Origin of the sequence: Rhodoferax sp. BAB1, from assembly GCF_013334205.1 — a bacterium.
GTDB lineage: Bacteria > Pseudomonadota > Gammaproteobacteria > Burkholderiales > Burkholderiaceae_C > Hylemonella.
Genome location: NZ_CP054424.1, coordinates 3,763,998 through 3,780,243, shown reverse-complemented (window position 1 = coordinate 3,780,243; position 16,246 = coordinate 3,763,998). Strand labels below are relative to the sequence as shown.

The 16,246-nt window shown below is 68.6% G+C and carries 17 protein-coding genes; all 17 read left to right on the top strand.

Annotation, left to right across the window (positions count from 1 at the left end; all coding sequences use genetic code 11):
- The first annotated feature begins 218 nt into the window (after positions 1–218).
- The 17 genes from flgB to HTY51_RS18195 all read left to right on the top strand — a co-directional run bounded on the left by flgB (position 219) and on the right by HTY51_RS18195 (position 16,240).
- Complete coding sequence (gene flgB, locus HTY51_RS18275) at positions 219–638, top strand: flagellar basal body rod protein FlgB (protein ID WP_174254064.1); 420 nt, start codon at positions 219–221, stop codon at positions 636–638.
- Positions 639–664: 26 nt separating this feature from the next.
- Positions 665–1,069, top strand: a complete 405-nt coding sequence (gene flgC / locus HTY51_RS18270; protein WP_174254063.1) for a flagellar basal body rod protein FlgC — start codon at positions 665–667, stop codon at positions 1,067–1,069.
- A gap of 16 nt (positions 1,070–1,085) precedes the next feature.
- Entirely contained in the window at positions 1,086–1,742 is a 657-nt protein-coding gene (locus HTY51_RS18265; protein ID WP_174254062.1) for a flagellar hook assembly protein FlgD, read from the top strand.
- A 36-nt stretch (positions 1,743–1,778) separates the two neighbouring features.
- Entirely contained in the window at positions 1,779–2,999 is a 1,221-nt protein-coding gene (gene flgE, locus HTY51_RS18260; protein WP_174254061.1) for a flagellar hook protein FlgE, read from the top strand.
- Between the two features lie 23 nt (positions 3,000–3,022).
- Positions 3,023–3,763, top strand: coding sequence for a flagellar basal body rod protein FlgF (locus HTY51_RS18255; protein ID WP_174254060.1), 741 nt, complete (start codon positions 3,023–3,025; stop codon positions 3,761–3,763).
- Positions 3,764–3,792: 29 nt separating this feature from the next.
- Positions 3,793–4,575 (top strand): flagellar basal-body rod protein FlgG, encoded by a 783-nt coding sequence (flgG, locus tag HTY51_RS18250; protein ID WP_174254059.1) that lies wholly within the window; start codon positions 3,793–3,795, stop codon positions 4,573–4,575.
- Positions 4,575–5,252 (top strand): flagellar basal body L-ring protein FlgH, encoded by a 678-nt coding sequence (locus HTY51_RS18245; RefSeq protein ID WP_174254058.1) that lies wholly within the window; start codon positions 4,575–4,577, stop codon positions 5,250–5,252. The genes flgG and HTY51_RS18245 overlap by 1 nt, the downstream gene beginning before the upstream one ends.
- 65 nt (positions 5,253–5,317) lie before the next feature.
- Positions 5,318–6,463, top strand: coding sequence for a flagellar basal body P-ring protein FlgI (locus HTY51_RS18240; RefSeq protein WP_174254057.1), 1,146 nt, complete (start codon positions 5,318–5,320; stop codon positions 6,461–6,463).
- Position 6,464: 1 nt separating this feature from the next.
- Complete coding sequence (gene flgJ / locus HTY51_RS18235; protein WP_174254056.1) at positions 6,465–7,340, top strand: flagellar assembly peptidoglycan hydrolase FlgJ; 876 nt, start codon at positions 6,465–6,467, stop codon at positions 7,338–7,340.
- Entirely contained in the window at positions 7,337–9,259 is a 1,923-nt protein-coding gene (gene flgK, locus HTY51_RS18230; protein ID WP_174254055.1) for a flagellar hook-associated protein FlgK, read from the top strand. Before flgJ ends, flgK begins: the two co-directional genes overlap by 4 nt.
- 22 nt (positions 9,260–9,281) lie before the next feature.
- The gene (flgL, locus tag HTY51_RS18225) at positions 9,282–10,496 is read left to right on the top strand and encodes a flagellar hook-associated protein FlgL (protein WP_174254054.1); all 1,215 of its coding nucleotides are present in this window, start codon (positions 9,282–9,284) and stop codon (positions 10,494–10,496) included.
- Between the two features lie 38 nt (positions 10,497–10,534).
- A complete protein-coding gene (locus HTY51_RS18220; protein WP_174254053.1) occupies positions 10,535–11,680 on the top strand; it encodes an HDOD domain-containing protein in 1,146 nt (381 codons plus the stop codon).
- A gap of 29 nt (positions 11,681–11,709) precedes the next feature.
- Complete coding sequence (locus tag HTY51_RS18215; protein WP_174254052.1) at positions 11,710–12,666, top strand: DMT family transporter; 957 nt, start codon at positions 11,710–11,712, stop codon at positions 12,664–12,666.
- Positions 12,663–13,859: a PLP-dependent aminotransferase family protein gene (locus HTY51_RS18210; protein ID WP_174254051.1), complete on the top strand. Its 1,197-nt coding sequence runs from the start codon at positions 12,663–12,665 to the stop codon at positions 13,857–13,859. Before HTY51_RS18215 ends, HTY51_RS18210 begins: the two co-directional genes overlap by 4 nt.
- Before the next feature lie 58 nt (positions 13,860–13,917).
- Entirely contained in the window at positions 13,918–14,844 is a 927-nt protein-coding gene (locus HTY51_RS18205) for a PhzF family phenazine biosynthesis protein (protein WP_174254050.1), read from the top strand.
- Complete coding sequence (locus HTY51_RS18200) at positions 14,841–15,509, top strand: VOC family protein (RefSeq protein WP_174254049.1); 669 nt, start codon at positions 14,841–14,843, stop codon at positions 15,507–15,509. Before HTY51_RS18205 ends, HTY51_RS18200 begins: the two co-directional genes overlap by 4 nt.
- A 62-nt stretch (positions 15,510–15,571) precedes the next feature.
- Positions 15,572–16,240 carry a histidine phosphatase family protein gene (locus HTY51_RS18195; RefSeq protein WP_174254048.1) on the top strand — a complete coding sequence of 223 codons (669 nt, stop codon included), beginning with the start codon at positions 15,572–15,574 and terminating at the stop codon, positions 16,238–16,240.
- The last annotated feature ends 6 nt before the right edge of the window (positions 16,241–16,246 follow it).

The following is a 16,246-nucleotide window of genomic DNA, read 5'->3' as shown; positions in this document are numbered from 1 at the left end:
TCCAGGTTGAGCCGTGTCGCCGGGTGTTACAAAAAAAGGCTCAGGACTCCACCCACATTGCCGACTATAGGAACAGGCGTGAAGCGCAAACCCGGCAAAAGCGCAGTTTTCCCCCCTTATTTCAGCGGCTCGGAAATTAAAGTTCTTTCCATAATTTCCGCACGGGGTCCTGCCAGCCGTCCGCTACAGGCGGCCCCACCGATAAAGCAGAGGTGTTTATGTTCGACAAACTGACCAGCACACTGGACTTCCATGGGAAGGCCCTGGTGGCGCGCGCCGAACGCCAACGCACCATTGCAAGCAACATCGCCAATGCCGACACCCCGGGCTACGTGGCCCGTGACTTCAATTTCCGCGAGGCCATGAGCCAGGCCCTGGGCGGCAAGGATCTCGCCGGCAGCGCCCAGCCTGCCGCTGCGGCGCCCAATCCGCGCCACATCCCGCTCAATGGCGGCAACGGCAGCCTGGGCTCCAACCTGGGCTACGCAGCGCAGACCCAGCCGGCCATGGACAACAACTCCGTGGACCTGGACCGCGAACGCGGCAAGTTCGTCGACAACGCGGTGCGCTACGAATCGACCCTGCGTTTCATTAACGGCAACTCGCGCACGATCTTGAGCGCGATCCAGGGCCAATAAGCCGCCACCGGCCAAGGAACACCATCATGTCCATGTTTTCCATCTTCGGCGTTTCAGGCAGTGCGATCAGCGCGCAGTCGCAACGCCTCAACGTGGTGGCCAGCAACCTGGCCAATGCGGATGCCGTGGCCGGCCCCGACGGCCAGACCTACAAGGCCCGCCAGGTGACTTTCGAGACCGTGCTGATGGACTCCGCCTCCTCGGCCGGCGTCAAGGTCAGCAGCATCAAGGAAGACCAGACGCCGGCGCGCCGTGTCTTCGAGCCCACCCACCCCTCGGCCGACGCCGAAGGCTACGTGAGCCACTCCAACGTGAACCCGGTGGAGGAGATGGTCAACATGATTTCCGCTTCGCGCTCCTACCAGAACAACGTCGAAGTCATGAACACCGCCAAGACCCTGCTGCTCAAGACGCTGCAGCTTGGCCAGTAAAACCGGAGCCCCCACCATGGCCGTCGACAGCGCTACCTACATCAACAGCCTCACGAACACCGGCAGTTCGTCCAACCGCACGCTCAGCACCGACCCGGCGCAGATGCAGGACCGTTTCCTCAAGCTGCTGGTCGCGCAGATCAACAGCCAGGATCCGCTCAACCCCATGGACAACGCGCAGATGACCACGCAGATGGCGCAGATCAACACGGTCAGCGGCATCCAGCAGCTCAACAGCACCATGCAGAGCATGACGGCCCAGTTCTCCACCATGCAGGTGCTGCAGGGCGCCGCACTGGTGGGCCGCGACGTGTTCATCGAAAGCGACCAGCTGGTGGTGCAGGACGGCGTGGCGCGCGGCGCCATCGAGCTGTCGGGCGCGACCGACAACGTGAAGATCGAGATCCTCAACGGCTCGGGCCAGATCATCGACACCCTGAGCGCCGGCTCGCTGCCGGCCGGCCGCCACGAATTCGCCTGGGATGCCTCGGCCTACGCCGGCACCACCGAGCCGAGCTTCCGCATCGTCGCCACCCGCGCGGGCAACGCCATCGAAACCACGGGGCTGGCGCGCAGCACCGTGGAGTCGGTGGGCAGCGAAGACGGTGTCATGCAGATCCGCCTCTTCGGCCGCGACCCGGTGTCCTACGCCGACATCAAGTCCATTCTCTGAACCCCGCACTCTCACGCATCCACCAAGGAACACACCATGGGCTTCCAACAAGGTCTCTCCGGTCTGAACGCCACCAGTCGCAACCTGGACGTGATCGGCCACAACATCGCCAATGCCAACACCACGGGCATGAAGGCCTCGCGCGCCGAATACGGCGAGCTGGTGGCCTCTTCTCTGGGCACGGGCGGCGGTAGCTCGGCCGGCCTGGGCGTGGAGGTGAGCACGGTCTCGCAGCAGTTCACGCAGGGCAACATCTCGGTCACCAACAACGACCTGGACGTGGCCATCAACGGCGCGGGTTTCCTGCAGCTGGAACTGCCCGACGGCTCGGCGGCCTACACGCGCTCGGGTGAACTCAAGCTCGACCGCTTCGGCTTCATCACCACCAACACCGGCGCCCAGGTGCTGGGTTACCAGACCGACATCGCCGGCAACCGCCTGAGCTTCTCGACCAACCCCATCCAGCTGCCCACGGCCGCGCCCATCGGTGCCAACCAGACCACGGCCATCACCGCCGAGTTCAACGTGGACGCCGAGGCCGTGGTGTGGAACTCGGTCGTCCCCAACACCCCGCTGACCACCTACGGCACCTCGCTGACGGCCTACGACTCGCAGGGCGTGCCGATCCCGGTCTCGATGTACATGCGCAAGGTCGCCAACGACCAGTGGCAGATCTACACCGATCCGACCTCGGCCGCCACCGCCACCGCCAGCGCGGTCGGTCTCCTGAATTTCGGCACCAACGGCCTGCTGACCTCCACCGTGCCGGCCGCGCTCACCGTGCCCATCACCTCGCCCAACCCGGCGATCGGCACCTTCAACGTCACGCTCGACGTGGCCACCGCCACCCAGTACGGCGCACGCTTCGCAGTCTCGGACCTGTCGCAGGACGGCTACCCGCCCGGTGAACTGGTGGGCGTGAAGATCGAGGAGAACGGCGTCATCCTGGCGCGTTACTCCAACGGCGAGACCCAGGCCGCCGGCCAGTTCGCCATGGTGAATTTCCGCAACGTGCAGGGCCTGGCGCCCACCGGCAACGGCCAGTGGATCGAGACCCTGGAATCGGGCCAGCCCATCCAGGGCGCCCCGACCGAGGGCAAGTTCGGCAGCCTGCGCGCCGGCGCGCTGGAGGACTCCAACGTCGACCTCACGCAGCAGCTGGTCAACATGATGACCGCGCAGCGTGCCTACCAGGCCAACGCCCAGACCATCAAGACGCAGGACCAGGTGCTGCAGACCCTGGTGAACCTGCGCTAAACGCCACCTGAAAGAGACATGCCATGGACCGCCTGATCTACACCGCGATGACCGGAGCCAACGCTGCCGCGCACCGGCAGTCCGTGCTCTCCAACAACCTGGCCAACGTCTCGACCAACGGCTTTCGCGCCGAGCTCTCGACCTACCGCGCCGTGCCCCTGCGCGGCGACGGCGCCACCACGCGCGTGTTCGCGCTGGAGGCCACCGCCGGCCACCGTGATGCGCCCGGCCCGGCCCAGCGCACCGGCCGCGACATGGACGCCATGCCGCAGGGCAGCAGCTGGTTTGCCGTGCAGGGCCTGGACGGCACCGAGGCCTACACCCGCAGCGGCGGCTTCGAAGTCTCACCCGAGGGCGTGCTGCAGACCAGCAACGGCCTGCCCGTGCTGTCCGACGGCGGCGCGCCCATCCAGGTGCCGCAGGACTCGGTGATCAGCCTGGGCTTTGACGGCACCATCAGCGCCAAGACCGGCAACCAGCCTTCGACCAATGTGGGCCGCCTCAAGCTGGCCACGCCCACGCCCGACGATCCGCTCAGGCGCGGCACCGACGGCCTGTTCCGCCCCGCTTCGGGCGCACCGCTGCCCAACGACGCCAACGCCCGCATGCTGGTGGGTGTGCTCGAAGGCTCCAACGTGAACGCGGTGGAGACCATGGTCGGCATGATCCAGACCGCCCGCCAGTTCGAGGTGCAGATGCGCCTGATGCAGACCGCCGAATCCAACGACCGCTCCGCCGGCCAGCTGCTCAGCCTGCAGGGCTGATGCACCCCCCTCACCTCTAGGAAGCCACCATGTTCAATTCCCTGTGGATCGCCAAGACCGGCATGGAAGCCCAGCAGATGCAGCTGGACGTGATCTCCAACAACCTGGCCAACTCGTCCACCAACGGCTTCAAGCGTTCGCACGCGGTGTTCGAGGACCTGATGTACCAGAACCTGCGCCAGGTCGGCTCCAGCACCTCCGAACAGTCGCAGCTGCCCACCGGCCTGCAGGTCGGCCTGGGCGTGCGCACCGTGGCCACCAGCCGCACCTTCACGCAGGGCAGCCTGCAGCAGTCGGGCAACAACCTGGACATCGCCATCCAGGGCAACGGTTTCTTCCAGATCACCATGCCCGACGGCACGATCAACTACACCCGCGACGGCGCCTTCCAGGTGAACGCCCAGGGCCAGCTGGTCACCAACAACGGCTTGCCGGTGGCCAACGGCATCACGGTGCCGGCCAACGCCACCAATGTCTCGATCTCGGCCGACGGCAACGTGACGGCCACCATTCCCGGCACCGTCACGCCGCAGCCCATCGGCACCATTCCGCTGGCCAGCTTCATCAACCCGGCCGGCCTGGAGCCGCGCGGCCAGAACCTCTACGCCGAGACCACCGCCTCGGGCCAGCCCAACACCGGCACCCCGGGCGCCAACGGCCTGGGCCAGCTGATGCAGGGGTTCCTGGAAACCTCCAACGTCAACGTGGTGCAGGAGCTGGTGACCATGATCCAGACCCAGCGCGCCTACGAGATGAACTCCAAGGCCATCCAGACCTCGGACCAGATGCTGCAAAAGCTGGGACAACTCTGATGAAACACTTCCTGCTCCTGCTTGGCGTCGCGCTGTTGACGGGTTGCGCCGCCACCCCGAAGCCGGCCCAGGTCGACTTTGCCGACGCGCGCATGGCACAAGTCCCCGCGCAGGCGGCCGTGCGGCCTGCCACCGGCAGCCTGTTCCAGAACGCCAGCTACCGCCCCAGCTTCGAAGACCGGCGAGCGCGCCAGGTCGGCGACACGCTGACCATCCGCATCGTCGAGGCCGTCACGGCCAGCCAGAAGTCCAGCTCCACGGCCAACCGCAGCAGCAGCATCGACGGCAGCATCACCATGGTGCCGGGGCTGAAGTTCCCGGGCACGGCGGCCGAGAACCGGCTGCGCATCGGCGCGGCCAGCGAGGCCGACTTCTCGGGCCAGGGCGGCACCGAAGCGGCCAACACCTTCTCGGGTTCGATCACGGCCACCGTGGCCGACGTCCTGCCCAACGGGCATCTGGTCGTCACCGGGGAAAAGCAGATCGGCCTGAACCACAACGTCGACGTGCTGCGTTTCACCGGCACCGTCGATCCGCTGGCCATCCTGCCGGGCAGCATCATCAATTCGAACCAGGTCGCCAATGTGCGCGTCGAGTCCAAGGGCCGCGGCCCGCAGCATGAAGCGCAGACAGTAGGCTGGTTAACCCGGTTCTTTTTCAACCTTTCGCCCTTCTGAGCGCTTACAGAATCAGTTATCGCTGGTTTCGACCTTTCCCGCCAGAACTTGAGCCCCGCACCACCATGAACACCGGCCACCTCCTCTCACTGCTCGCCACCCTGCGCCGCGGCGCCGTGCTGCTGGGCCTGGGCCTGGGCCTGCTGCTGGCCCAGCCCGTGCTGGCCAGCCGCATCAAGGAAGTGGCCACCATCGATGGCGTGCGCAGCAACCAGCTCACCGGCTTCGGCCTGGTGATCGGCCTGGACGGCACCGGCGACCAGACCACGCAGATGCCCTACACCACGCAGACGCTGAGCAACTACCTGCAGCAGATGGGCATTGCCCTCTCGCCGGAGCTGGCTTCGCGCCTGCAACTCAAGAACGTCGCCGCCGTGCTGGTCACGGCGCAGCTGCCGGCCTTCGCCCGGCCCGGCCAGAGCGTGGACGCCACCGTCTCCTCCATGGGCAACGCCAAGTCGCTCAAGGGCGGCATGCTGATTTCCACGCCGCTGCGCGGTGCCGACGGCCAGGTCTATGCCCTGGCCCAGGGCAACCTGATCGTGGCTGGTGCCGGTGCGGCCGCCGGCGGCAGCCGTGTGCAGATCAACCACCTGAGCGCCGGTCGCGTGCCTGGTGGCGCCCAGATCGAACGCGCCGTGCCCACGCCCCTGCTCGAAGGCAGCAGCTTCAAGCTCGGCCTGGAGGCCAGCGACTTCCAGACCGCGCGCCGGGTGGCCGCGGCCATCAACACGCGCTTCGGCGACGGCGTGGCCCGCGCCCTGGACGGCCGCACGGTGGACGTGCGCGCGCCCACCGAACCGAACGACCGCATCAGCTTCATCGCCGAGATGGAAGAGCTGCCCCTGGAGGCCTCGGTGCCGGCCGCGCGCGTGGTGATCAACTCGCGCACCGGCTCCATCGTGCTGAACCAGGCCGTGACCCTGGGCCCCTGCGCCATCGCGCACGGCAACCTCTCGGTCAGCATCAGCTCCACGCCCATCATCAGCCAGCCCGGCCCGCTGTCCTCGGGCCAGACCGTGGTGGCGGAGAAGACCAATATCGAGATCCGCCAGGAACCGGGCATCCTGATCCAGCTGCCCAACGCGCCCAAGCTGGCCGACGTGGTGCGCGCGCTCAACGCCCTGGGCGCCACGCCGCAGGACCTGCTGGCCATCCTGCAGGCCATCAAGGCCGCCGGTGCCCTGAATGCCGAACTCGAAGTGATCTGAGATGCAGTCCGGCGCGCTCAACCCCCTGACCCAGTCGCTGGCCGCCGACGGCGCCAGCCTGAACCGCCTGAAGTTCCAGGCCGGCCAGGCCACGCCCGAAGCCGTCAAGGAAACCGCCAAGCAGTTCGAAGCCCTGTTCATGCGCGAGCTGCTCAAAAGCATGCGCGAGGCCAGCAACTCGATGAAAAGCGGCATGCTCGACAGCCCCGGTGGCGACCTGGGCACCGACCTGCTGGACCAGCAGTTCGCCGTGCAGATGACCGGCCAGCCCGGTGGCCTGGCTGAAGTGATCGCCAAACAGCTGATGCAGCAGATGGGCATGAAGGACCAGGCCAAGGCCGACGCGAGCACCGGGCCCGGCGCCACGGCGACCCAGGTGCCGGCACCCGCGGCCGCGCGCGGTTTCGTGCAGCAGCACGGCGCCGCCGCCCAGGAGGTGCAGCGCAGCAGCGGTCTGCCGGCCAGCTACCTGCTGGGCCAGGCCGGCCATGAGAGCGGCTGGGGCCGGCGCGAGATCCTCATGAAGGACGGCAGCCCCTCACACAACCTCTTCGGCATCAAGGCCAACGCGGACTGGAAGGGCAAGGTCGCCGAGGTCACCACCACCGAATACGTGGACGGCATGCCGCAGAAAACCGTGGCACGCTTTCGCGCCTACGACTCGCACGCCGAGTCATTCCGCGACTTCGCCCAGCTGATCGGCAACAGCCCGCGTTATGCGCAGGCCCGCCAGCAGACCGGCTCGGTGCAGGGCTGGGCCGAGGGCCTGCAGGACGCGGGTTATGCCACCGATCCGGACTACGCGGCCAAGCTGAGCCGTGCCATCAACACCACACTGCGGCTGCAGCGTGCCTCTGACGCCGGGAGCCTGTCATGAGCGGCATCATCAACATCGGCGTGACCGCGCTGACTGCCAACCAGAACGCGCTGCAGACGATCAGCAACAACATCGCCAACGTCAACACGCCGGGCTACACACGCCAGGCCGTGGTGCTGTCCAACATCCCGGGCCAGTTCACCGGCAGCGGCTATTACGGCAAGGGCGTCGAGACCCTGACAGTGCGGCGCCTGTACGACGAGTTCCTCACGCGTCAGGCCGCCACCTCGCAGGCCGTGGCCTCCAGCGACGCCACGCGCTACAGCTACATGCAGCAGCTCGAGAGCCTGTTCCCGAGCGGCCCCAACGGCCTGGGTGCGTCGGTCAGCGACATGCTCAATGCCTACTCCGACATCACCAATGCGCCGACCGACCTGACCGCGCGCGCGGTGGCGCTGGCGCGGGCCGACGAGATGGCGCACCGCTTCCGCTCGACCGCCGAAGCGATCAACGAGCTGCGCATGGGCACCACCAGCCAGCTCAGGATCGACGCCACCGCCATCAACAACCTGGCCGGCCAGATCGCCAAGACCAACGAGCAGATCGCGATTGCGATGGGCAGCGGCCACACGCCCAACGACCTGCTGGACCAGCGCGACCAGCTGATCCGCGATCTCAACAAATACGTCCAGACCACCAACATCAAGGCCGACGACGGCAGCCTGAGCATCTTCCTGGCCGGCAGCCAGCCCCTGGTGCTGGGCAAGACGGTCTCGCCGGTGTCCGTCGTCGAAGACGAGTTCGGCGATCCGGCCAAGGTCAAGCTGGCCATCACGGTGGGCGGCGTGCCCCGCATCCTGGAAGAGTCCATGCTGGGCGGTGGCGAAGTTGCCGGCCTGCTGCGCTTCCAGAACACCGACCTGGTCGACGCCTCCAACCTGCTGGGCCGCATGGCCCTGGCCATCGGCACCAGGATGAACGAGCAACAGGCCCTGGGCCTGGACCTCAACGGCAACGCCGGCAACCCGCTGTTCAACCTGTCGGCCATTGCCGATGGCTACGCCTCCTCAGCCAACACGGGCGGCGCCACGCTGAGCGTCGGCATCCAGGCCAACCCCTCGGGCACCACCGCCTTCCTGTCCAGCAACTACGAATTCTCCTTCGCCACGGCCACCACCGGCACCATCACCCGCCTCTCGGACGGGGTCACCACGGCCTTCGACTTCGGCGCCACCAACCCTGTGCTGCTCGACGGTTTCGAGATCCTGCGCAGCGGTCCGGCCGCCGCCGCCGGCGACCGCTTCGTGATCACGCCCTTCGCCACTGCGGCCCGCGGCATCAACACCGCCTTTTCCTCGCCCAAGGAACTGGCCATGGCCAGCCCCATCGCGGCGCAGGCCGGCATCACCAACACCGGCGCACTGACCCTGCAAGGTCTGGCGGTGCGCACGGTACCGATCCCGCCGGCCGTCACCCTGACCTTCACCGGTCCGGGCACCTACACGCGCTCGGACACCGGCGCCACCGTGCACAACTACGTGCCGGGCCAGCCCATCGAATACACCTTCCCCGCCGTGGCGCCGCTGACGGGCTGGTCGCTCACGCTCAAGGGCGTTCCGCAGACGGGCGACACCTACACCGTGGACGCCAACCCCTACCCCCTGCTCGACGGCGCCAACGCCCAGGCCATGCTGGACCTGCGCGACCTCGCCATGTTCGACGGCGGCCCGCTGACCGACGGCTACGCCAGCCTGATCGCCGAAATCGGCACCAAGGTGCAGGGCGCGGAGCAGGCCTCCATCGTCTCCGGCAACATCGCGGTCAACATCGAAAAGGACCGCACGGCCGTCGCCGGCGTCAACCTGGACGAGGAAGCCGCGCGCATGATCCAGTTCCAGCAGGCCTACCAGGCCGCCGGCAAGATGATGCAGATTGCGCAGAACATCTTCGACACCCTGCTCGCCTCTTTCTCGCGCTGATGCGTACCGCAAGGACTGAGCCATGAGACTCGCCACCGCCAACACCTACGACAACACCCTGGCCAACATCACCAGCCGCCAAGCCGGCCTGGCCGACCTGCAGGAGAAACTCTCGGCCGGCAAGAAGGTGGTGCGTCCCAGCGACGACCCCACCGGCGCGGCCCAGGCCGAACGCGCGCTCACGCGCTCCACCCGTGTGGACGTGGAGGTGCGGGCCCTGAACCTGCAGCGCAACTCGGTGGCCATGGCCGAAGGCACGCTGGGCAACAGCATCGAGCTGCTGCAGACCATCCGCCAGCTCATGGTGAGCGCCGGCGACGCGGCCTACAACCCCTCGGACCGCCGCAGCATTGCCGAGGAGATGGCCGGCCTGCGCGACCAGCTCTTCACCTACGCCAACAAGAAGGACACCAACGGGATTCCGCTGTTCAGCGGCCTGGGCAGCGCCTCGCAACCCTTCGTCGACGTGCCCGCCGGCGTGGTCTACAACGGCATCCCCGGCTCACGCGCCAGCACCGCCGTCTCCATCCCCGGCACCATGGACGGCCAGGCCGTCTGGATGAACGTGCCCACCGGCAACGGCGTGTTCAACATGGCCCTGGGCGGGGCCAACACCGGCGAACTGTGGACCGACGTCGGCCAGATCGCCGACCCCTCGCTGCTCACCGGCGACGACTACACCATCACCTTCAGCGTCAGCGCCACCTTGCCGCCGGTGACGACCTATACCGTGGTCAACACCACCACCGCAACCACGGTGGTCCCCGTCCTGCCGGCGCTACCGCCCGTTTACACCGACGGCCAGGACATCGCCTTCGACGGCCTGACCTTTGTCGCACGCGGCGCACCGGCCAACGGCGACACCGTCACCATCACGCCCAGCACACGTGACGACCTGTTTGCCCTGCTGGACCAGGCCATCACCGCCATCAGCGGCGCCGGCAACGGCCACCAGCTGGCGCAGGATCTTTCCCTGGCGCTGTCCCAGATCGACAGCGGCATGGAGCGCGTGCAGTCGGCCCGCAGCCAGGCCGGCGAGCTGCTCAAGCGCGCCGACATCATCGAGGGCACGCAGGAGGAAAAGAGCATCCAGCTCGCCGCCGACCGCTCGCGCGCCGAGGACATGGACATGATCAAGGGCATCTCCGAATTCCAGAACCAGCAGACCGGCTACGACGCCGCGCTCAAGACCTACGCCCAGATCCAGCGCCTCTCGCTGTTCAACTACCTGGGCTGAGCCGCCCGCACCCTCTTGCACTTCCTGCACCGCACGGTATGAGCGCCTCCGTCCTGGACCAGCTCACCCTGGGCTACCGCCTGCTCTGGAGCCGCCGCCGCGAGATCGCCGCGGTCGAGCTGCACCTCGACCCCCTGACCCAGGCCGGCAGCATCGATGCCCGCCATCTGCTGGCCACATTGGCCGAGCTCTGGCCCACACGCGCGCCCCAGCTGCTGCTGCGCGCGCGCCACCCTCTGTTGCTGCTCGACCTGCTGGCCCAGGGCCGTGCCGACGCGCCCTGGCTGGTGCTGCCAGCCGAAGTGCTGACCGACGCCGTGCTGCGCCCGCGTGCGCAGCAGGCCCAGGCCCGCGGCCTGCCCCTGCTCTGGCCCGGTGTCCCGGCCGAGGGCGCGCTGCCCGGCGCACGCCCGGGCCTGTACCTCAGCGACGATGCACCAGCGGCCCCCTCGGCGGGCCAGATCGTGCTCAGCGCCGGGCGCCGCGCGCAGGGCGACGCCGCGCTGGACCAGCACGCCGCCTGGGCCCTGGCCGGCTGGCCCGTCGAGGATGTGCTGGACAGCCTGAGCGCCCAGGCCCGGCAGCCCGACCGCACGGCGATCAGCCGTGTGGTGCGCGCCATCGACGACGACGCCGACCTGGACCGCATCGAGGCCCTGCTCTGTGCCGACCCCGTGCTGGCCTACCGCTTCCTGCAGCACGTCAACACCACGGCGCCCAAGCTGCGCGGCGAGATCGACACGCTGCAACGCGGCCTGCAGGTCTGGGGCCTGCGGCACGTGCAAGCCTGGCTGCTGGCCCAGCTGCCGCAAGCCGCCAGCGAGCCCGACCTGCAGCCCGTGCGCCTGGGCATGGTCACGCGCGCACGCCTGCTGGAGCACCTGCTCGATGCCGGCGACGAGGAGGACCTGCGCAGCGAAGTGCGTCTTTGCGGCCTGTTCTCGCAACTCGACCGCCTGCTGGGCGAGCCGCTGGCCACGGTGCTCGAACGCCTGCCCTTGTCGCAGCGCATCCTGCAAGCCCTGCTGGAGCACAGCGGCCCCTACCACCCGGCCCTGCAACTGGCGCGCGTGCTCGAAAGCGCCGACACCCGCGCCACACGCCAGCTCAGCGAGAGTTATGGCTACACGCCCGAAGACGTGAACCGCGCCCTGCTGCGCACACTGGCCACCCTGACGAACTAGGCGCGACGCTCCGCGTTAAAGTCGGTGCGATGCACGCCCCGCCTCCCCATCATTCCCTGGATCCGCTGCAGCGCCGCGGCCTGTGGCTGGGCCTGCTGGGCGTGTTCATCTTTGCCCTGACCCTGCCCATGACCCGCCTGGCCACGGGCACGCCCGAGGCGCCACAGCTCCCGGGCCTGTACATCGCCGCGGGCCGCGCCGTGGTGGCCGCCGTGCTCTCGGCACTTTTACTGCTGGCCCTGCGTGCCCCGCTGCCGCGCCGCAGCGACTGGAAGCCGCTGGCCCTGGTCGCGCTGGGGGTGGTCTTCGGTTTCCCCATCTGCACCTCCATCGCCATGCGGCACGTGGAAGCCGTGCACGCCAGCGTGATCGTGGGCGTGCTGCCCCTGGCCACCGCCGCCGTGGGCGCCGCCTTGCAGCGCCAGCGGCCGTCCCTCGGCTTCTGGCTCTGTGCCATCGTCGGCACCGCGCTGGTGGTGGCCTACGCCGTGCTGCGCTCGGGCAGCGCGGGGCTCACGCTGCATCCGGCCGATGGGCTGCTTTTGCTGGGCATGCTCTGCGCCGCCGTGGGCTACGGCTACGGCGCGCGCCTGGCGCAGCACATGCCGGCCGACCAGGTGATCTGCTGGGCCCTGCTGCTGTCCCTGCCCTTGACGCTGCCGCTCACGCTGTGGAGCTGGCCCACCACCCCGGTCTCGGCTGCCGCCTGGGGCGGCTTCGCCTACGTGGCCGTGTTCTCCATGTGGCTGGGTTTTTTCGCCTGGTACCGTGGCCTGGCCCTGGGCGGCACAGTGCGCGTGAGCCAGCTGCAGCTGCTGCAGCCCTTCATCTCCATGCTCCTGGCCGTACCCCTGCTGGGCGAGACACTGGACGCCATCACGGTCGCCTTCGGCCTGGCCGTGATCGCCGTCGTGTTTGCCGGGCGCAAAATGCCTGTGGGCAGGGCCTCCACCCGCCTCGCTGAATCACAAGGAAGCACACCATGAAACCGAGCACCCCCTCCACCTCGCCGTGGGTGCTGTCCTCGCGCGCCGCGCTGATGAACCCCTCGGTGCTGCGCGAACTGCTCAAGCTCACCGAGCAGCCCGGCATCATCAGCTTTGCCGGCGGCCTGCCCTCGCCCAAGACCTTCCCGGTCGCCGAATTCGAGCAGGCCTGCGCGCGCGTGCTGCGCGACGACGCCCAGGCAGCACTCCAATACGCCGCCAGCGAAGGTTACGGCCCGCTGCGCGAGATGGTGGCGGCCGGGCTGCCCTGGAAGGTGGACCCGGCGCAGGTGCTCATCACCACCGGCTCGCAGCAGGGCCTGGACCTGGCGGCCAAGGTGCTGATCGACACGGGCAGCCGCATCCTGGTGGAAACGCCCACCTACCTGGGCGCCCTGCAGGCCTTCGCCCCCATGGAACCGCAGGTGCACAGCGTGGCCAGCGACGACGAGGGCGTGGACATGACCGCCCTGCGCCAGGCCCAGGCGGCCGGCACACCGGCGCGTTTCCTCTACGTGCTGCCCAATTTCCAGAACCCCAGCGGCCGCATGATGAGCGAGGCCCGGCGCGCCGCACTCAGCACCACCGCCACCGAGCTGGCCCTGCCCCTGCTGGAGGACAACCCCTATGGGGAACTCTGGTTCGACCAGCCGCCGCCGGCACCGCTGACGGCGCGTCACCCGCAAGGCTGCATCTACCTGGGTTCGTTTTCCAAGGTGCTGGCGCCCAGCCTGCGCCTGGGTTATCTGATCGCGCCGAAAGAGGTGTTCCCCAAGCTGCTGCAGGCCAAGCAGGCGGCCGACCTGCACAGCCCGGGTTTCAACCAGCGTGTGGTGGCCGAGGTGATGAAGGACGGATTCCTCGACCGTCACGTGCCGCGCATCCGCGCGCTCTACAAGGCGCAGCGCGACGCCATGCTGGCCGCGCTGAGCCGGCACATGCCTGCCGGTGTGGAATGGAACCGGCCCGTGGGCGGCATGTTCCTCTGGGCCCGCCTGCCCGCCGGCCTGGACGCCACGGCCCTGCTGCCCAAGGCGGTCGCGCGCGGCGTGGCCTATGTGCCGGGGGCCGCCTTCTACGCCGGGGCGCCCGATGCGCGCACCCTGCGCCTGTCCTTCGTCACGGCCAGCGAAGAGGAGATCGAGCGCGGCGTGAGCGCCCTGGCCGCCGTCATCGGGGAGCACATGGCATGAACGCCGCACGGCCGCCCGAAGGCGTTCGCACCGCAATGCGCAGCATGGAGGTTATCCCGTGACCCAACACCAGCGCCCCTATAAGCAGGTCGACGTCTTCACCGCCACACCCTACCGGGGCAATCCGCTGGCCGTCGTGCTCGACGGCAGCGGCCTGAGCGAAGACGAGATGCAGCGCTTCGCGCACTGGACCAATCTCTCCGAGACCACCTTCCTGCTGCCGCCCACGCAGGCCGGCGCCGACTACCGCGTGCGCATCTTTACACCCGGCGGTGAACTGCCTTTTGCCGGCCACCCCACCCTGGGCAGTTGCCACGCGTGGCTGCAAGCCGGCGGTGTGCCCAAGCACCCCGACCTCATCGTGCAGGAATGCGCCGTAGGCCTGGTCAGCATCCGCCGCGCCGGCCAGCACCTGGCCTTTGCCGCGCCGCCGCTCACGCGCAGCACACCCGAGCCCGCGTTGCTCGCCCAGATCGCGCAGGCCCTGGGCATCACAGCGCAGCAGATCCTCGCCGCGCAAGTACTGGACAACGGACCGCGCTGGCTGGGCCTGCTGCTGGACAGCGTGGATACGGTGCTGGCCCTGGAGCCCGACCACCAGCGCCTGCGCGAGCTGGGGCAGAAGGTGGGGGTGGCCGCGCTCGCGCAGGACAGCGGCGCCGTGCAGCTGATCGCACGCAGCAGCCGCGAAACCCGCGCCTTCGCCGAGCATGCGGACGATGCGCCCCAGCTGGCCGAACCCGATCTGGAGGTGCGAGCCTTCGCCGCGCCGGTAGGCATCAGCGAAGACCCGGTCACCGGCAGCCTCAACGCCAGCCTGGCCCAGTGGCTGATGGCCGAGGGCCGCCTGCCCGCGTCTTATGTCGCGGCGCAAGGCAGCTGCCTGGGGCGCGCCGGCCGTGTGCTGCTGGAGCGCGATGCGCAAGGCCAGGTCTGGGTGGGCGGCCAGGTGCAGACCTGCATCACAGGAAGCGTTTTGTTGTGAGCGCGCAGCTCGATCACCTGGTGGTGATCGCCGCCACGCTGGACGAAGGCGTGGCCTGGTGCGAGGCCACGCTGGGTGTGTCACCGGGCCCCGGCGGCCGGCACGCGCTGATGGGCACACACAACCGGCTCTTCAGCATCGCCAGCCCCGCCTTCCCGCAGGCCTATTTCGAGATCATCGCCATCGACCCGGCTGCGCCGCCACCGGCACGCCGGCGCTGGTTCGACATGGACGACCCCGCCCTGCAGGAACGCGTGCGGCGCAACGGCCCGCAGCTGCTGCACTGGGCCGCACGTGTGCCCGACGCCCGCGCCGCCGTGGCCACACTGCAGGGGCTGGGCATAACCCGCGGCGAGGTCATCGCCGCCTCGCGCCCGACGCCGTCCGGCCTGCTGCAGTGGCAGATCACGGTGCGCGAAGACGGCCAGCGCCTGTACGACGGCGCCCTGCCCACCCTGATCCAGTGGGGCGCGGTGCACCCGGCCGCCGCCATGCCGGCCAGCGGTGTGACGCTGTCGTCTTTCGAACTGCAACACCCGCAGGCCGAGACCCTGGCCAGGGCCTGCCAGACCCTGGGCCTGTCCGGCGTGCCGGTACAGGCCGGCCCGGTGCAGTTGCGGGCCAGGCTGCAGACGCCGGAGGGGTCGATCGAGATTTGCTCCTGAATTAATAGCATTCGTCGCACCGGCGACAAGCACCAGGTGCCGAACTTGCCACAATCCACTGCATGGGAACCCTCTACCTCGTGCGCCACGGCCAGGCCTCCTTTGGCGCGGCTGATTACGACCAGCTCAGCGACCTCGGCCGCCGGCAGAGCGAACGGCTGGGCCGGTACTGGCGCGAACGCGGCATCACCTTCGACGCCGTGCTCACCGGCACGCTGCGCCGCCATGCCCAGACCTGGGAAGGCATCGCCGCTGGCGCCGGTTTTGACAAGGCGGTGCAGGCGCTGGCGGGGCTCAACGAATACGACAGCGAAGCGGTGATCACCGCCATCCACCCACAGCCCCTGCAAAAACCCGACACGCCCGAGCTCTACCGCCACCACTTCCGCCTGCTGCGCGACGGCCTGCGCCAGTGGATGAACGGTGTGGTCAGCCCGCGCGGCATGCCCAGCTACGACGACTTCCTGGCGGGCGTGACCGGCGCGCTGGACCACGTGCGCAGGAATTACGAGGGGAATGTGCTGATCGTCTCCAGCGGTGGGCCCATTGCCACCGCCGTGGGCCATGTGCTGGGCACCACGCCCGAGACCACCATCGAACTCAATCTGCGCATCCGCAACAGCGCGGTGAGCGAGTTCAACTACAACCCCAAACGCCACAGCCTGCTGAGCTTCAACACCCTGCCGCACCTGGACCAGCCGGAGCTGGCGGATTGGGTGACCTACGCCTGAGGGCAC